General features: G+C 50.7%; 14 protein-coding genes. All 14 read left to right on the top strand.

Annotation, left to right across the window (positions count from 1 at the left end; all coding sequences use genetic code 11):
• Nucleotides 1-287 precede the first annotated feature (287 nt).
• The 14 genes from LLG09_04110 (at nucleotide 288) to LLG09_04045 (ending at nucleotide 17219) form a co-directional block, all read left to right on the top strand.
• Entirely contained in the window at nucleotides 288-1775 is a 1488-nt protein-coding gene (locus LLG09_04110) for an ABC transporter permease (GenBank protein ID MCE5196297.1), read from the top strand.
• On the top strand, nucleotides 1768-3315 hold the full coding sequence (locus LLG09_04105; protein MCE5196296.1) for an ABC transporter permease: 1548 nt from the start codon (nucleotides 1768-1770) through the stop codon (nucleotides 3313-3315). Before LLG09_04110 ends, LLG09_04105 begins: the two co-directional genes overlap by 8 nt.
• A gap of 90 nt (nucleotides 3316-3405) precedes the next feature.
• On the top strand, nucleotides 3406-4899 hold the full coding sequence (locus LLG09_04100; protein MCE5196295.1) for an ABC transporter permease: 1494 nt from the start codon (nucleotides 3406-3408) through the stop codon (nucleotides 4897-4899).
• Nucleotides 4892-6478 (top strand): ABC transporter permease, encoded by a 1587-nt coding sequence (locus LLG09_04095; GenBank protein ID MCE5196294.1) that lies wholly within the window; start codon nucleotides 4892-4894, stop codon nucleotides 6476-6478. The genes LLG09_04100 and LLG09_04095 overlap by 8 nt, the downstream gene beginning before the upstream one ends.
• Nucleotides 6475-7203, top strand: coding sequence for an ABC transporter ATP-binding protein (locus tag LLG09_04090; GenBank protein MCE5196293.1), 729 nt, complete (start codon nucleotides 6475-6477; stop codon nucleotides 7201-7203). Before LLG09_04095 ends, LLG09_04090 begins: the two co-directional genes overlap by 4 nt.
• Nucleotides 7204-7514: 311 nt before the next feature.
• On the top strand, nucleotides 7515-8510 hold the full coding sequence (locus LLG09_04085) for an NAD(P)-binding domain-containing protein (protein MCE5196292.1): 996 nt from the start codon (nucleotides 7515-7517) through the stop codon (nucleotides 8508-8510).
• A 421-nt stretch (nucleotides 8511-8931) separates the two neighbouring features.
• Nucleotides 8932-9432 carry a hypothetical protein gene (locus LLG09_04080; GenBank protein ID MCE5196291.1) on the top strand — a complete coding sequence of 167 codons (501 nt, stop codon included), beginning with the start codon at nucleotides 8932-8934 and terminating at the stop codon, nucleotides 9430-9432.
• A 456-nt stretch (nucleotides 9433-9888) separates the two neighbouring features.
• Nucleotides 9889-10740: a nucleotidyltransferase domain-containing protein gene (locus LLG09_04075; protein MCE5196290.1), complete on the top strand. Its 852-nt coding sequence runs from the start codon at nucleotides 9889-9891 to the stop codon at nucleotides 10738-10740.
• On the top strand, nucleotides 10721-12343 hold the full coding sequence (locus LLG09_04070) for an amidohydrolase (protein ID MCE5196289.1): 1623 nt from the start codon (nucleotides 10721-10723) through the stop codon (nucleotides 12341-12343). Before LLG09_04075 ends, LLG09_04070 begins: the two co-directional genes overlap by 20 nt.
• A 113-nt stretch (nucleotides 12344-12456) precedes the next feature.
• The gene (locus LLG09_04065; protein MCE5196288.1) at nucleotides 12457-14040 is read left to right on the top strand and encodes an FAD-binding oxidoreductase; all 1584 of its coding nucleotides are present in this window, start codon (nucleotides 12457-12459) and stop codon (nucleotides 14038-14040) included.
• Nucleotides 14037-14819 carry an electron transfer flavoprotein subunit beta/FixA family protein gene (locus LLG09_04060; GenBank protein ID MCE5196287.1) on the top strand — a complete coding sequence of 261 codons (783 nt, stop codon included), beginning with the start codon at nucleotides 14037-14039 and terminating at the stop codon, nucleotides 14817-14819. Before LLG09_04065 ends, LLG09_04060 begins: the two co-directional genes overlap by 4 nt.
• Entirely contained in the window at nucleotides 14820-16004 is a 1185-nt protein-coding gene (locus LLG09_04055) for an electron transfer flavoprotein subunit alpha (GenBank protein ID MCE5196286.1), read from the top strand.
• Nucleotides 16005-16464: 460 nt separating this feature from the next.
• Nucleotides 16465-16641, top strand: coding sequence for a hypothetical protein (locus tag LLG09_04050; protein MCE5196285.1), 177 nt, complete (start codon nucleotides 16465-16467; stop codon nucleotides 16639-16641).
• Between the two features lie 68 nt (nucleotides 16642-16709).
• Nucleotides 16710-17219 (top strand): glyoxalase/bleomycin resistance/dioxygenase family protein, encoded by a 510-nt coding sequence (locus tag LLG09_04045; GenBank protein ID MCE5196284.1) that lies wholly within the window; start codon nucleotides 16710-16712, stop codon nucleotides 17217-17219.
• The last annotated feature ends 129 nt before the right edge of the window (nucleotides 17220-17348 follow it).

Here is a 17348-nt window from a genome sequence, read left to right as displayed (position 1 = left end):
CCCCCCCCCCCCCCCGTAAAAATTCATAAAATAGCATAAATATGCTTTCTAAGAAAACATAATTGGCTGTTTTTGTCGGATAATGTTCAAAAATACGGTATTATACCTGGCAGCGAGACGGTTAAATTTTCATGGATCGATTTTTTTAAAAAGGGAAAACCAGGAGAATGATAGAACAATTTAATAAAATATAATGCTATATTAAAGAAAATGGATATTCTACCCTCTTTTTTCATTACATAAAAAAGATTTGCTGAAATCACTCATCTGTACGAAGAGGTGAACGCATGTTCTATCAATTAGGATTCATCAATGCCTGGCGAAATTTGACTCGCAGCTTATTGGCGATTATTTCCATGGCATTTGCGGCTGCTTTTCTGGCCTATCTGCTCACGTTGGGTCGTGGTTATAGCCAGGGTGCAGGTCAGCCTTTACGCCAAATGCTGGGCGGGGAGATTACCATTTATCGGCAGAAGCTAATCAGCGAGCAACCCGGCAGCAAGCAAGATTGGCAGTTTCGTCTGGAGGCGCTCAGCCCTTTGACGGACCTGAATTTTTTCTATTCAAAATACGAACAATCCGGTTATATGGCCAACAATCCAATGGACGAGACGGCGTGGAAGTCCATCGCGGCGGCATTACGGCAGAACCAAAGTATCACGGGGGTTTACCCGGTCCATCGCCTGCCCATTTATAGTCAATATCAATCGGAACATGGCGTGAGGGAAACCGTGGCGAACTCGCTTTATGGCAAGGATTTATCGCAGGAAACCAGCGAGGAACGCAGCTTAGCCGGTATGATCAACAGCGGGCGCTGGCTGCAGGAGACAGACGACGGCAGTTTCGCGGCGGTGGTTGCTTCCAATCAATTGCTGCCTTCGGGAGTCAAGCCGTTGACGACCGGCGATACACTGAAAATAGAAATTCCTCAGGTCGTGCAGGGAGAGCAAGGTTTGCGTTTTAATTGGCAGTCAACAACGTCAGTTGAGCTGAAAGTGATTGGCACTGTCGCCCTGCACACCCGTGATGTCGATTTTTTTACCATGGGAGAATTGAAGACAGAACAAATCCATGGTTATCATAATGATATTTATCTTCCTTTGGCTACCTGGCAGGCCATCTGGCAGCAAGCGGCCGGAACGCTCGCTTATTTACCGGAACAGTATATACTGCAGGTGGATGATCTAACTTATTTGGAGGATGTTGTCTACAGCTTAAGAGAACAGCTGCCCAACATTCAGATCAACAGTGTGCCAACCCTGAACGATTGGATGCTGAATCAATTTTTACTGGAGCCACAACAGGCCTTCAGCAGAATACCGCCGGCACGGCTGGCCGCGCTGAAAGAAACAAAATCCAACGACAGCCAGGGGGTCATCGCGGCAGACTTGCGGCTGCCGATTGTTGCCTTGGTCATGTTTAATGCGGCTTTGTTGCTCTGCGCCAATATCCTCATTCTCATCATCGAGCGCAAGCGGGAAATGGCGGTACTGAAATCAATCGGTGCTCGGCGCCGCGATATTACCCAAATGATCGTGACAGAGGCGATGACCATTACCTTCCTGGGCGCGAGCAGCGGTTATCTGATGATAAGCATTCCCAGTGTACTCAATCAATTGAGCAATCTGGCCAATGCTAGCCAGATTTTAGGCAGTTTGCTGCTGAATTACCTGCTTGTATTGTTGATTACATGTGGAAGTGCGGCAATTTTCGCTCTGATTCCCGGCTTGCAGATTGCCTCTAAATCAGTCATGGAGGTGCTGCGGGATGAATAAAGCCAATCGGAATCGCGCGGCAGCCTTAGTGAAATTGGCAGGCAAGAATATGCAGCGCTGGTGGGGCAGACTCGCTGTCATCGCGGTTTTAGTCTTGTTGACTACCACTCTGAACGTCTTATATCACAGTATGTTGATCAGCCAGCAGGCAAAATCCGGCGCGGAAGCAGAAAGACTGGAGTTGCCCTATGATTTACTGATTAAACTGCCAGAAAATATGGAACCGCTCGATCTGGCAGAATTACCGAATCCCCTGGATTCCAAGTTAATCGTCAAAACGTCTTATTCTTGGGAGCAAAACCGTTGGAAAGAATTTACTTATGAAATCCCCAGTGTACCAACCGCATTCCAGTACGCCGAATCGGCAGCCGGAGGGCTTGCCGATACCGCCTACAACCGTTGGGACATCCTGGGGGTGCGGCAGGATACGGCGATCTTTCAATTTTCTGCAGAGCAATTAACCGGCGCTTGGCTCAAGCAAACAGGAGATTTGTTGATACCCGCTCGGGAAGCAGCCGCGTATCAGCTTAGCGTTGGCGATCCGGTTCTGATGCGCGTGATCAATCCGTCCGGGATCCAAGTCGACAGCGAATTCCATATCTGTGGGATCTTTGATACGGAAGATGATTTAGCCCAGCCGTTGATGCTCTTTGAGGATGCTATGCGCCTTTTCTCACTCTCAGTGCCCAATCGGCAATTGTTATTTTGCAATGAATTGCTAACCCATGCCACCGGGTTGGAAGAAAATATGCAGCAGGTCTATCCCGGAGCGGTTTTTCTTTATGAATGGATCGCTCAAAATCGAACGCAGCAGTTAACAACAAAGGTGCAGGCGCCTTCAGTTTGGATTTTATTACTGATTTATTTGTTTATGGGCTTTGGTGTCTTGACGCTTTCCTTAATTACCTTTCTGGAGCGGCGCAAAGAGTTGGCTGTCCTAAAATCCATCGGCTTCAGCAATCGGCAGATCGTCCTTTTGCTGACAGCGGAGTATGGCTGTGCCGCGGCTGTGGGCTTGTTTGGCAGTTTGCTTGTCTTGCGGGTCGTGATCCCGCGTTTTAGCTGGTATCAGAGCCTGCCGCCGGGGACTCTGGAGAATTTAAGTATCCAGAATCTCTTCGTTACAGCCTTGGTCTTAACGCTCAGCTTATTGTATCCAATCTTACTGGCCAAACTAGCCTCAGTCAATCAATTGATTTATAAGCGAAAAATCCCGCTGATTGTGGAACGCTTGGATCATTTGGTCAAACCAACCGCCCAGCAACTGCGTTTGGAAAGAGAGCGCAAGGTGCGGCTGCTGCAGTTGGAAGTCGAAGAAGGCAAGTTATTCGGCAGCTTCTTAAGGCAACCGGGAGAACATGTCAAGCAGGGGGAGGTTCTCGTGATCCAGGAGAGTTTCTCCGGCTTCGTTTATAAAGAATGGATCGCGCCGTGTGATGGTTTTTTGGAGTTTGATCCTTTTTCCGGCATGCTGCTCGTTCTGCCGGATGCAGCGGATATTGCCAGACAGAGTGATCCGGCACACGGACTCTTTGAATAGGGATGTTGTCAGCAGTAGAGAGCGAAGAAAAAGTCGCAAAACTGCAGCCGAAACCGGAAATCGCTTGAAACAAATGAGAGGGATGAGCGTATGTTTCTCAAACTGGGTGTTACCAATGCCTGGAGGAATCTGGCCCGCAGCCTGTTGGCGATTTTGTCCATGGCGCTGGCAGCTTCCTTCCTGAGCTATTCGGTTAGCTTAGGAAAAGGCTATGCCGGCGGGGCAGGCCAGTTTGTCCGTCGGATGGATGGCGGAGAGATCATCGCTTATGCAGAGCGATTATCGCTCGAGATGCCAAAAGAAGGGGAAAGGTGGACCTTCACCGATCAGCCGCTGAGTGATTTCACGGATTACGGCTTGTATTACCCTGAATATACCAAGGCCGGTTACTTACGGCTTGCAGAACAGGCGAATTACTTTTCGGAAAACGACTTAGCCGCCATCAGTGCCGTCGCGGGTGTTGATGGAGTCAATCCAATCTATCAAATGCCCGCCTGGATCACCGACGCCGCCATAGCTTCTGCGCAGGAGGTCGAAAAAACAGCGGTTTTTCTGCAGGGAAAATCAGCAAGCGGCGCAGAATCGGCGGATCATTCCCTGGAAGAATATATCATTGACGGGCATTGGTTTACCGAAGCAGAAATGGACTCCAATTGTATCGTGGTACCGCAGTCGATCCCCGGTATCGAAAATCCGATCAAAGTCGGCGATTGGCTCCGCCTGGAGCTTCCCGCCGTCATACGAAGCGAGGATCGCTTGCTGACCCGCTGGTTTCTGCGGCAAACGATTGACCTGCAAGTGATTGGTATTGTCGCGATCCCCACACGCTATGTAACCTATCTGAATTCTGCCACCGGTTTGCCGGATGGCGCACAGATTTATGCCTACAGCAGCGAACTTTATTTGCCCCAAGGTTACTGGTGGAAGCTCTGGAATCAGGCCAGTCAATCGCTGCCTTATTATCCCGAACAAATCAGTATCCAGATCAACAGCTTAACTTACTTGGAAGATACGGTCTATGATCTCAGCAATCAGATGCCGCATTTTCAGTTTATCAGCGCGCCCAAAGCGGAAGAGCGATTGCTGCGCAATTTTTCTCTGGAACCGGCAGCGGCTTTTCAGGTCCTGCCCGCTAGTGTGAGCACAGAGCTGCGCAACCAGGCCATGCGAGAACAGCAAGCTGTGATCTCCGCGGATCTGCGTCTGCCGATTTTGCTGCTCATTCTGTTGAATGCGGCGCTTTTGGTGGCAGCCAATATTCTGATTATGGTGACCGAGCGCAAACGAGAGATGGCGATTCTGAAAGCAATTGGTTCTATGCGGAAAAATATTGTAGTGATGGTTTTAACAGAGGCTGTGATGGTCACCATTTTAGGAGGAAGCCTGGGGTTCCTCCTGGTCGAGATCCAATCGATATTGAATCAAATCACCAATCAGAATCCGTTTTTATCAATTCTTAGCAGCGTTTTGCAGAACTACGGTTTGGTCATTGGTTCTACTACCCTGATTGCTCTATTTTTCGGTTTGTTCCCGGCACTGAAATCCGCTTCCATGTCGGTCATGGGGGTATTGCGCGATGAATAAACTTAAATCAATGCTGGCAGTCTGGCCATTGGCTGGCAAGAATATCGTACGCTGGCGTTTTCGCTTATTAACAATTGGCGTTTTGGTGATGCTGACTGCCAATTTGAGCGTTCTCTACCAGAGTATGTTAATCAGTGAACGAAATACGGGCAGTTCACAGGCGGTGAAACTGCAATTGCCGTATGATTTGCTGGTCCGTCTACCGCAAGGGATGCTGCCAAAACCGCTGGAAGAACTGCCTGCTCCGCTCAATCCATATGATTATGGCAAAGGGAAAGCCAATATTACCAACATCCTCAGTGTACCCAGACCGTTCAGCCAAGCGGAGAACGTGAGTATGCATCTTTGTTACAGCCCATTTGCTGCCTGGGAAGTCTGGGGAATCAATAAAGAATCTTACTTCTTCCATTGGGATAACACGAATGGGGTTGAGGACAATCATTTGCAGTCCGCTCAGATCGTGCTGCCGGCGGCCTTAGCAGCACAGTGCGGTTACAGAATCGGTGATACCATACAATTGGCTTATTTTACCGATCAGGTCCCCTTTCGGAGCGCTGAATTTCGCTTAGTCGGTATTGTCAATGACGCCTATGATCTGCAGAAACCTCTGATTCTGGAAGACGATCTCTGGCGCTTAACCGGCAATTCGCAAGCGAATGGTCAAATTTTAGCCTGTTCGGAGATCCAGCTGCATACCAGCGGTCTGGAGCGAAATATGCAGCGGGTTTATCCAGGCTCGGAACTCATTTACCCCTCCATGCCAAGCGAGAGAGCGACAACAGTGATCGCCGATATTCAGGCGCCGGCCGGCTGGGTGCTCCGTCTGATTTATCTGTTTCTTGGGCTGGGGATCATGACCATTGCGCTGATGACTTTTTTGGAACGCCGTAAGGAACTAGCCATTCTCAAATCAATCGGGCTGCGTTTTTCCCAGATCGTCAGCCTTTATGCCGTTGAATATGGCTTGGTTTTTCTGGCGGGAATTTCTTTGGGTTACGGCATCCTCCGGCTGCTCTTGCCGCAATTCCAATGGTCGGCAGAATTGTCGCATAGCCAGCTCTTTGCTTTGATGGGACAGAATGCCGCCATCACCCTGCTGATTTTTCTATTGGCAGTGCTTTATCCCATTTTATTGAGCAAGGCCGCCAGCGTCAATCAATTGGTATTTGCCAGGCAGATTCCGCTGGTCAGCACAAAAATCAATCATCTTCTGCGTCCCAAGGCGGAGTTGCTTTACCGGGAACGGCAGGAAAATGTCCGACTGCTGCAGGCCGATGTGGTTGATCAGAAATTGGATGGGGCCTTTCTGCGCCATCCGGGGGAGCATGTTCGGCAAGGGGAAGGCGTGATCATCCAGGCCAGCTGGTTTGGCTTCCGCTACCGGGAATGGATCGCGCCTTGCGACGGCATCTTCACAGAATACGATCCTTTCACCGGGGTGCTGGTTTTCCGGCCGGATGATCCCGAGGCTGCCAGGTATGCTTATCCCACAGAAATTCTGGCAACCTACGACCGCAGGCGTCTCGCTTTTCAGAGCGGGCAAAACGAAAATACCGATTTGTCAGGAGGAAAACAATGAAGGAAGAGAGTCAAAACAGTCCGCAGATTATTCTGGAAACGATCAATCTCAACAAAGCGTTTTATTTAGGAGAAGCAGTTTATGCCGTCAACAATGTCAATCTGCAGGTGATGTCCGGTGAAATTGCCATGATTGTCGGTCCTTCCGGCAGTGGCAAGAGTACGTTATTAAGCTTAATCGGAGGACTCGATCGGCCAATCAGCGGAGATATCCGCATCAATGGACAATCCATCGTGTCGCTGTCCGAAGATCGTTTGGCCTTGATGCGCAGAAAAAGTATCGGCTATGTCTTTCAGTTTTTCAATCTAATTCCGCATCTTTCGGCTTTGGAAAACGTGGAGCTGCCGCTGAAAATCATGGGCGGCAGTAAAAAAGAGGCAAGAGAACGAGCTGCCTTCCTGTTGAATGAAGTTGGCTTAACGCCAAGAGCGCATCATCGACCGGATCAGCTCTCCGGCGGCGAGCAGCAACGAGTAGCCATCGCCAGATCTCTGATCAATAGACCGGCAGTTGTGCTTGCTGATGAACCAACCGGCAATCTCGACAGCCGAACCAGGGATATTGTGATTAGCTTGTTCCAAAAATTCCGGGAAATCGAAAAACAGACCTTTGTGATTATCACGCACGATACAGGCTTGACGCAGTACGCGCAGAGAGTAATCCGTTTAAGAGACGGTAAGATTGAAGCGGTGGAATTACAGCCGGATGCGCTGCCGGCTTCGTAAAAAACGTGTCCGCGACGAAACGGCAGTAATCCGAATCGCCGTCAAGAGTCTGGTTCGTGAAGAAACGATGCAGCTTCAGGGGTTTGCTGTCTGTTTAGAATAGACAACAAACCCTTTTAGTTACCTCTTGTGGCTCATGTTTTGAGCAAATCGTGAGCGGTTGCATAAAAAAGTAGCTACCTTTGCAAGACGGGCAGGTATTTTGCAGCCGGCAGCGAATTTCTTGTTGAATATGGTTTTTTCGTGAGGCTGTTGCCTCACACCGGCAGAAGGAGCTGCGGCTCTCCGGAGAATAACTGGGAGGAATTGCGATGAAAATGAAGTTATACATTGAAAAGAAACTGGATCAACCATACCTGGACCAACTGGAACCCTATTATGATATTGTTTGTCATGAAGTGCAGGAGACCGAAACGCCGCCGCAGGGAGATGCTTTTGTCGAATTGCTGGCGGGGATCGATGTTGTGATCAGCGGCACCGGCCGCTTTACGCGCACCGTCCTGGATCAACTGCCGATGCTGAAATATATTTCCAGCACCTCAGCCGGCTTCGATGGTTTTGATGTTGCCTATGCCAGAGAGCGCGGTGTCCGTTTTTCCAATAATGGCTGGGCAAAACGGGATGTCTGTGCCGAGCATGCCATTGCCCTGATACTGGCTGTGGCGAAGATGATTCCCGCGCGCAACAAGCGCGCCAAAAGCGGGCAATGGCAGCATGGAGACGGCGGCAGACTGGGGCTGGATTTGACCGGAAAAACTTTAGGGATCATTGGCGCAGGCAACATCGGTCAGGAGATTGCCCGCAAATTAAGCGGTTTTCAAATGACTGTTCTTTATCATAACCGGAAAAGAAATCCGGCGTTTGAAACGGAATGCGGCGCCGTCTATACCGATCTGGAAACCTTATTGCGGATGTCCGATGTGGTCACCACCAATATGCCACTGTCGGCGGAGACAACCGCTTATATGGATCTGGCTAAATTCAAAATGATGAAGCCAACTGCCATTTATATCAATATTTCCAGAGGGAAAGTGGCCCTGGATCAGGATTTGCTCACGGCTCTGAAAGAGGGGATGATTTGGGGTGCCGGCATTGATGTCCTGGAACATGAACTGGAAGTCAGGGCGACCGGCGGCCTGGATCAGGCGCTGCTCAAAGAATTGTTTGCCCTGGAAAATATTGTGATCACGCCGCACGCTGCCGATATGAGTGTGGAAGGGAAAAGAAAAGAACTGGTTGAAGTGGTGGAAAACGCCGTTCGCTTTGCCAAAGGAGAACCGCTTGTCGATGAGGTAGTCCCGGCTTAATCTGTTCGGTAGGTGCAATATTGAACTTTCAAAAGGAGCGGTGCGGCTTTGAAAACTCGTTTCGCCCTTGCTCCTTATGCTGAGCAAACAGAATGACCGCTTGACGCGCTGACCAAAGCGGAGATGCAGGAAACCACAAGTAAAAAAATAAGCGATTCTCCGTTCCATTCTGTTTGAGTCAATAAAACCAATTCTCTGCCGATGTTAGTTTATCCGGTACTTTTGAGGGAGACGGGCAAAGCGACCTTGAATGGAAGGCCGGGCAGCAGTTCATAGTTCATTGGAATTGTCTGAATAAGCCTGAATCAACAGAAAAAATTTGACAATCACATGGCATATGTTATAATTAAACAGTAAAAAGGAAGGGTCAGAAAAATTTTTGACAGTGAAAGCCGATTTTGCAGAGAAAGGAGTTTTTTCAATGCCGATCGCTATGCGCATGGATGCCTGTATTTCCGGGATTCCGGCTATCGTCGAATTTTTTACGAACTATCAGCAAACTGAGAAAGCAATGTATCTCAGAGTAGCCGCCGAATTGCATCAGCTGGAACTCGATTTGGTCAGCGGACAGAATGACTTCATGGGTGAAAACGATTTAAACCACCGGGACGCGGTCTATGCAGCTTATTGTCAAAAATACGCGAAAGACGAATTTGTGCTGGAATTGATCCAGACTCCCAATGCGGAGATTCCGGCTTTGATCGAAACGTACACCATGAAACGGTATCATGAACGCTACAACCAACTGCTGCAATACATCGAAGAAGCCGTTGGAACAGTCGACGGACTGCAAGGCTTGCAGTTATGCAAGGACGGCCTCCTAACGGGTATTGTGGAGGGCAGCAAAGGACGCTGCCTGATTACCACCAGTTTCAATCGCGATCAGCCGCATCCTTATAAAGTGGAGATCACTAAAATCTGAATCAAGAAAAAAAGCGAGGCTGACAGAGTCATTCTGCCAACCTCGCTTTTCCCATTTTGTTGAATCTTTTTTAGAGGGTTACGATGAATTCAACCCATTCGCCTGTTTTACCGTTGATCCGGATTCGGCCTTTGTGTCCGTCCGCAATGCTTTTTGCGATGGCCAAACCCAAGAGACTCTAACTGCCGGTGCCTCTGGCGCGGGACGTATCGGCTTGGTAAAAGCGTAGGAAAAAGGTGGTTCATCTTCCGCAATTAAAATTCTCATTTGCATCAGCTCTGTATTGATTGTACAATAAAAGCTTGAATAAGATTGAAAAAAATTCATCCGCAAGAGAGTATTTTTTTAAAAACAGACAGCGTTTTTCACTGCGGCGGCGGCAGGGCAGGAATACGATCAACCGAAATAGAATGGAATAGCAGAAAAAGCCGGAGTCTGGAAAGGGTGGTGAGCCGATTGTTATCCAGTGAACAGATCGATGCCATGACACCTGATTTAATTTGCGCTGAGATCGAGGGGATTGCCGTAATGGGCAGTTATGCCAGAGGAGATGCCACGCCATACAGCGATTTGGACGTGATCTGCCTGACAAAAGAACAAGCCGCAGCGATACCGGAGCCGCAAATTGATTTGTATCACGGTGTTTATCGGGTGATTCAGCACAGCGCTGAAAGAGATTTACGCCTCTGCTTTGCTGATCCGGTGCGAGCTGTCTATGATATGATCGGCTTACGGCAAATGCGGATTCTTTATGATCCAAGAGGAATCTTACGGCGGCTGCAGCAGGATGCGTATGCTTTTGTCTGGGATGAAACTATGCGGCAAAAAGCCGATGCGTACCTGAATCGTGAAATGCTGGTCTGGCAGGAAGAATGTTATAAAGCAATGGCGGGAGTGCGGGATAAACAGGATGGTAAAATGCTGCTGGGTCTCTATGGCTTGACTTACGGTCTGGTTAAATTGATGCTGGTAGCCAAAGGGGTTTTATTGCAAAGCGAAAATGATTTTTACGAGCAGTTGTGTCTGGCGTATTCGGCGGAAGCCAAAGGGAGAGACTTGGTGGAGATGATGGGGCTGGCCTTCGGTTTGGCCGATGGTTTTCCTTTGCTGCAGCGTGTGGAGACAGGTCTCTTGCTCTATCTGCAATTGGCTGAGTATCTGGCTGCCCGTCTGACACCAAATGTGCAGGCGCAATGCGAGAGGATCCAAATGAAGCTGCAGGAAATCATGCTGAATGAGAAAAAATCGATGAGAGTTCAATCAAAAATGGAAGCGGAGGGCAAGCTGAATGATGAAGCTCTATTATAACGGAAATATCATTACACTGAATGAGAAACGGGAAATCGTGCAGGCAATGCTGGTTGACGGCAATATAATCAGCATGACCGGCAGCAATCAGGAGTTGTTGGAAAATCTGGACGGTTCCATGGAAATCATCGATTTGCAGGGTCAAACGGTTATTCCCGGCATTATCGATTCCCATAACCATGTCGTGGAAGCCGGAATCAGCATGGCCGGCGTGTTGTTGTTCGATTGTAAAACGATTGCCGATCTGCTGGGGTTGGTCGCCGCTAAAGCGGCGGTCCTGCCTGCCGGCAGCTGGATCGAAGGCGCCGGTTGGATTGAGTCACAGTTTGAGGAAGATCGGCCGCCCACGTGCTGGGAATTGGATCAGGCGGCTCCGCATCATCCGGTCCTGCTGCATCGCCTTTTTGCCGGCAGCGTCGCCAATTCTTTGGCCCTTCAGGCGGCAGGGATAGAAAAAGGCAGCCCCCAACCCGAAAGAGGAACCATTGTCTGCCGGGAAGACGGTGAACCGAACGGTTATCTGATCAATGGCGCGCAAAACGCGGTGCGGGCCTGTATTCCCCGCAATGCCGGCACTGCCGACCAAGAAAGCGAGCTGATGGCGGCCATCGAGCGGGCCGGCCGGGAGTATCTGAAATACGGCATCACCTCCTTGCTGGATCCGGGTGTCGGTCCGCAGGAAATGAAGGCCTATCAAAAAACGCGCAATGCCGGAAAATTGGCGCAGCGTGTCGCCATGATGCCGGCCTGGTATGGATTGTATGCCGCTCAAGGTAAAGATCTGCAGAATCTGGTGCCGACCCTGGGCATATTTGAGGGATTTGGTGATGATTATCTGCGCCTGGCTGGCTTGAAAATGGCGATTGACGGTGGTGTCGGCTCCAAGACTGCTCTGATGAACGAGCCTTGGCTCGACGGCAGCGAGACAAAAATTCCGCTGCGCCTGGATATCAGCCGTTTAGAGGAATATTTCCGCATCGGTCACCGGGCAGGTTGGTCGATCGGCATTCATTGCTGCGGCGATTTGGCCCAGGACATTGCCTGCCGCAGTTTTGATCGCATCATGGCCGAGGATAGCAGAGTAGAAACTCGCCGCCACCATATCATTCATGGTTATCTGCCAACGCAAGAAGCCCTGGAAATCATGCGGCGCCGTGACATCGGCGTTTCTGTGCAGCCCGGCTTTATCTTTGCAGAGGGGGATATTTATTTTCATAATTTGGAAGTGGAGCGGGTCAATCGCTTTATTCCGCTGCGCACCTATCTGGCTAACGGCATTCGCGTTTTCGCTAATTCCGATATGACGTCCGCTCATTATAACCCGTTTCTGGGCATGCGGGCAGCAGTGACGCGCCGCACCTCCCGCGGGGTGCAGCTGGGCAGCGAAGAATGTATTGGTGTGATGGAAATGCTGGAACTGTTCATCAAGAATGGTGCTTACTATCTGGGCCTGGAGCACCAAATCGGCAGTTTGGAACCCGGTAAACTGGCGGATTTTGCAGTTTTGAGTGATGATATTTTGCGGATTGATCCGGAGAAAATTGCTGATTTAAAAGTCCTGCAGACGGTGATCGACGGGAAAGTGGTTTATAAATCGCCGTAGTTTTCCTGGGGTAAGGCTGAAAAATAGAAATCCTTCTTTGCGTATCAGGCCGGGATGGGTTCGATTCCGGCCTGATCTTCAGCTACCATAATCCAGACGGGGAGGCCTTTTTCATGAACAACTTAATCAAACCGCTGAATGAGCAATATGCGGAATATCTGCGGGACGAATCGCGGACAGTCGGTCAGGCGGACAGTATTTCTTTTCCGGTCAGCGAAGCGGAAATCCTTTCTATACTTGCGTACCTATATCAAAGCGCGACACCGCTGACCATTCAGGGAGCCCGTACGGGTCTGGCTGCCGCCGCTGTGCCCTTGCGGGGGCATGTGATGAATCTGAGCCGGATGAATCGGGTGATCGGCTGCCGCCGGGATGAATCGGGACGGTTTTATTTTACCGTCCAACCGGGTTTGGTTTTATCGGAGTTCAAAAAAATGATTAAAAAAAAGCAATTTGCCAGCTCCGGCTGGGATACGGCTGCTTTGCAGGCTTATGAGGACTTTGGCAAAGCCCCGCGGCAATTTTTTGCGCCGGATCCAACCGAAGCATCGGCTACGATTGGCGGTATGACAGCCTGCAATGCCTCCGGCGCTCGCACTTTCCTCTACGGTCCGATCCGTCATCACATCAGCGCGCTGCGCATGCTGCTGAGCGACGGCCGTATGATTGCCTTACGCCGCGGCGAGGTGTTTGCCCGTGGCCGCCGTTTATCTCTGCCGCTGACGAATCAGGAGACTCTGGAACTGAATCTGCCTACATACCGGATGCCGCAAACCAAGAGCGCCTCCGGTTATTATATTGAAGATAATATGGATGCGATCGATCTCCTGATTGGCTCAGACGGTACCCTGGGTGTGATCACGGCAATTGAGCTGGCGCTGATGGAACATCCCAGGCTGATTTGGGGGGTCAGCTGCTTTTTTGCCGATGAGGATCAGGCTGTTCAGTTTACCATGCGGCTGCGCAGCCAAGTACAGCATCTGGCAGCCCTGGAAGCCTTTGATGCGGATGCGCTGGAGCTGCTGCGCCAGCAAAAACGCCTGAGCAGCGCCTTCGCCCGCCTGCCGGAGGTGCCGGAATCCTATCGCTACTGTATTTACACCGAACTGCATTGTCAGGATGCAGCCGAAGCCTTAGCGCAGTTGCGGCAGATCGGGGCTGTTCTGCAGCAATCTGGCGGCAATAAAGCGGATACCTGGGTTGCCAGAACAGAAGCGGATCTGACCCAATTACAGTTCTTCCGCCATGCCGTTCCGGAAAGCGCCAATCTGCTGATTGATCGCCGCAAACAAAATTATCCGATGATCACAAAATTAGGCACGGATATGTCGGTACCGGATGATCAATTGGCTCAAGTTGTGGCGCTCTATCGCCGGGGTTTACGGGAAAATCAGCTGCAGTCGGCCATATGGGGTCATATCGGCAACAATCACCTGCATGTGAATATTCTGCCTCGCAATGAAGCGGATTTTTGGAAAGGCAAAGCCTTATATCAGCAATGGGCAGCCCAAATCTGCCAAATGGGCGGCGCGGTGGCGGCGGAGCACGGCGTAGGCAAACTGAAAACCAAGATGCTGCTGACCATGTACGGAGCAGAGCATATTGCCGAGATGGCAGCTTTAAAAAAGGTCTTTGACCCGCGGAATCTGTTGGGCAACGGTAATTTATTCGAGGCGGATGGAGGCGAAAAGGTATGAAAATCATCGTTTGTATCAAACAAGTGCCTTCTTCCAATGAAGTGCGACTCGATCCGGTCACGAAAACAATTTTGCGCGACGGCAATCAGTCGGTGATCAATCCCTTCGATACCTATGCGCTGGAACAGGCCATTGAAATCAAAGAACAACTGGGCGGCGAAATCAGCGTGATCAGCATGGGCATTCCGGCCACGGAACGCTTACTGCGGGATGCGCTGAGTCGCGGCGCCGATCGGGCCCTGCTGTTATCCGACCGTGCTTTTGCCGGTGCCGACACCTTGGCCACTTCTTATGTCTTGAGCCTGGGCGTCAGGCAATTGGGTGATTTTGATTTGATCCTCTGCGGACGCATGGCCATTGACGGCGATACGGCGCAGATCGGGCCGGAATTGGCGGAGCACCTGGAAATACCGCATCTGACCAATGTGGAGAAGATCCTCGAGATTAAGCCGCGGGAAATGACGGTGCGCCGCAGTCTGGACGGTCAGCGCCAATTGCTGCAGATCAGGCTGCCGGCTTTGCTGACCATTGCCAAAGATATCAATCAGCCGCGGCTGCCCAGTATCAGCGGGGTGGAGTTTGGCGAAACTGCGCCGTTCCAATTGCTGGATGCGGTGGCTCTGCAGGCGGATGTCAGCCGCTGCGGCTTAAGCGGCTCACCCACCCAGGTGGTGCGCACCGGCGTACCGCAGCGGAGCCATGCGTGCGTCTTCTTTGCGGGCAGCTTAACAGAACAGGTGCAGGCTTTGGCTGCGCGGATCAGGGAGGAACTGAAATAGATGACTGGATTGAGGATTGATCGGGATCTCTGTATTGGCTGTGGTTTCTGCTGCAAAAGTTGCCCAGCCGCGGCGCTGACACTGCAGAACCGCAAAGCTGTGTTGGGGGAAGGTTGTACTTTGTGCGGTATCTGTTTGCAGAGCTGCCCCCAAAACGCGCTCAGCATCGCAAAAGAAGACAGTCCTGCGCTTGATTTAACGGCATATCAAGATATCTGGGTAGTCTGCGAGCGCAGCCAATCAGGCGAATTGCTGCCGGTCAGTTTCGAATTGCTGGGCAAAGCCAGCGAACTTGCCAAACTGCGCGGCTGCCGTCTGGCAGCGGTTCTGCTGAGCCCGGCTGAGACAGCATTCCAGGCCAGGCAATTGATCGCGGCAGGCGCCGATCTGGTTTATGTCTGCCAGGATCCGCGATTCGCCGCACAATTGGAGCCTGCTTTTTATACGATGATTTGTCACTTGATAAAAGGATACCGTCCGGAAGTGGTCCTCTTTGGGGCAACTGATTTTGGCCGTTCGGTAGCTCCGCGCGTCGCCGCCAGGCAACGCACCGGTTTGACGGCCGACTGCACCGTCTTGGAAATCGACCCGCTCAGCGGCCTTCTGCAGCAAACCAGACCGGCCTTTGGCGGCAATTTACTGGCGACGATTATCTGTCCGAACCACAGACCGCAGATGGCAACGGTGCGTCCCGGTATTTTAGCGTTACCGGGTTTGGATTTTCAGCGCTCGGGAGAAGTGATTGTCTGTTCTGCCCCGCAAGCTTTGCCGCAAACGCTGCGGCTGCTGCAAACGGAGCCGGCCGCAGCGGCTGCTTCCATTGCCGAAGCGGAAATTTTGGTGGTGGCCGGCCGCGGAATCGGTAATGCGAAAAATATGAAATGGATCTACGAACTGGCAGAACTGCTGGGTGCGGCGGTCGGTGTTTCCCGTCCGCTGGTTGATGCGGGCTGGGCGGAGTATGCGCACCAGGTTGGGCAAACAGGTTTTACCGTGGCGCCCAGGCTGCTGCTGAGTTTTGGTGTTTCCGGTGCGATTCAGCATTTGGCTGGGATCAGTCGCAGCGAGTGCATCATTGCTGTGAACAACGATCCGCAGGCGCCGATTTTTGAAATCAGTCATTATGGTTTGATCGCGGACTGCACCGAAGTACTGCAGGAATTACTGACTGCTTTCAAAGGATGAAAGTTCAGTTTTGCCGATGACAATTTGATTTTTGCATGTTATCTTGGGCGTGCGACAGCAGAAAGCATCAAGGATTGATGGCAATCCGGCACACCTGATATTACAGAATCGGTAAGATGGGTGCGAACGTGGAACAGAGAATGAAAATCATAACTGCAGAAAGAGCATCGGCTGTTGCACGAAACGGTCTGCTTTTCTTCTGCTTAGTTTGGTTTTGATTTTGTTTTCCACAGGTAATCTTGGTAAATCAACGCAAGCTGTGGGAATTTTCTCACGGCTTTTTTATATTGTCACCCCGGAGCGGCTCATCGCGCTGAACAAGCAAAGAAAATCATCAAAATGCAGATCGTGTAATAAAGGAAAGGATTGTGTCAAAATAGAACTGAAATAAGGAATTGAAACGCGCAGACCGGCGCGTAAGTTTAAGGCGATATCGGTGGCAAATGGTTTATCCGCCTGATTGATCGGTTATTTGAAACAAAAAGCAGTGAAGCGCATCTTCAGTCTGCCAGCTGCGCTCAGCGGTTTGTTCCTGCTGCCGTTTGGTTATGCGGGTGAGCCGCCCAAAGCAAAACAGACCAAAGCACGCGCGGGAATTGGTTTTATGATCGCTGGAGAAAGTGCGGCGAAAACCTGACGGCGTCAGAAATAACAAACTACTGCCCTGGCAATTTGTCTGGACAAAGGGAGAGAGGAAGGAACGGGATGGAATTTAAAATCACTTTACTGGCTGTCCGGGATGTGGAAGTATCCAAGAGATTTTACGGCGAACTGTTTGAGCAGAAAGTGGTGCTGGACTTAGGGAAATACGTGACCTTCAGCGGCGGTTTTGGCATTCAGCAGGATTTTGCGGAATTGACCAATATTGCGGCGAGCTCTGTCATTCGGAAAAGTCATAACATGGAGCTCTGTTTTGAAGTGACCGATTTTGATGCTTTTCTGCGGCGCTTAAAATCATACGGAGAAATTGTTTCTGTGCATCCGGAAAAGAAATATCCCTGGCAGCAGCGCGTGGTGCGCATCTATGATCCCGATTTTCATATGATCGAAATCGGTGAATCCATGATGGTGATTGCCCAGCGTTATTTGGGGGAAGGTTTGAGCATCGAAAAAACAGCCGCCGCCATTCAGCATCCCATCGCTTTGGTCAAGCTTTGGGCTGACGCGATGCCGAAAAATAGCGGCGGCGGTGAGGCATCGCGGCCGCTATGCTGACGGTCCGCTGCGGAGCTGCGCGAACAGGCTTTGACGGTTTTCGCTTTTATGCTGACGCGGCGGGTGCTCCCTTTACAGGCAGCAGCCGAACACTCTGTGTGATTGCGGTAAAACCAGATTCAGCATCCA

This window comes from Negativicutes bacterium, assembly GCA_021372785.1.
GTDB lineage: Bacteria > Bacillota > JAAYKD01 > JAAYKD01 > JAAYKD01 > JAJFTT01.
The sequence above is the reverse complement of the archived record's forward strand: the minus strand, read 5'-3'. Positions and strand labels throughout refer to the sequence as shown.

Coding starts and splice junctions, on each gene's coding strand:
- LLG09_04110 (MCE5196297.1), top strand. CDS start 288: ATGTTCTATCAATTAGGATTCATCAATGCCTGGCGAAATTTGACTCGC.
- LLG09_04105 (MCE5196296.1), top strand. CDS start 1,768: ATGAATAAAGCCAATCGGAATCGCGCGGCAGCCTTAGTGAAATTGGCA.
- LLG09_04100 (MCE5196295.1), top strand. CDS start 3,406: ATGTTTCTCAAACTGGGTGTTACCAATGCCTGGAGGAATCTGGCCCGC.
- LLG09_04095 (MCE5196294.1), top strand. CDS start 4,892: ATGAATAAACTTAAATCAATGCTGGCAGTCTGGCCATTGGCTGGCAAG.
- LLG09_04090 (MCE5196293.1), top strand. CDS start 6,475: ATGAAGGAAGAGAGTCAAAACAGTCCGCAGATTATTCTGGAAACGATC.
- LLG09_04085 (MCE5196292.1), top strand. CDS start 7,515: ATGAAAATGAAGTTATACATTGAAAAGAAACTGGATCAACCATACCTG.
- LLG09_04080 (MCE5196291.1), top strand. CDS start 8,932: ATGCCGATCGCTATGCGCATGGATGCCTGTATTTCCGGGATTCCGGCT.
- LLG09_04070 (MCE5196289.1), top strand. CDS start 10,721: ATGATGAAGCTCTATTATAACGGAAATATCATTACACTGAATGAGAAA.
- LLG09_04065 (MCE5196288.1), top strand. CDS start 12,457: ATGAACAACTTAATCAAACCGCTGAATGAGCAATATGCGGAATATCTG.
- LLG09_04060 (MCE5196287.1), top strand. CDS start 14,037: ATGAAAATCATCGTTTGTATCAAACAAGTGCCTTCTTCCAATGAAGTG.
- LLG09_04055 (MCE5196286.1), top strand. CDS start 14,820: ATGACTGGATTGAGGATTGATCGGGATCTCTGTATTGGCTGTGGTTTC.
- LLG09_04045 (MCE5196284.1), top strand. CDS start 16,710: ATGGAATTTAAAATCACTTTACTGGCTGTCCGGGATGTGGAAGTATCC.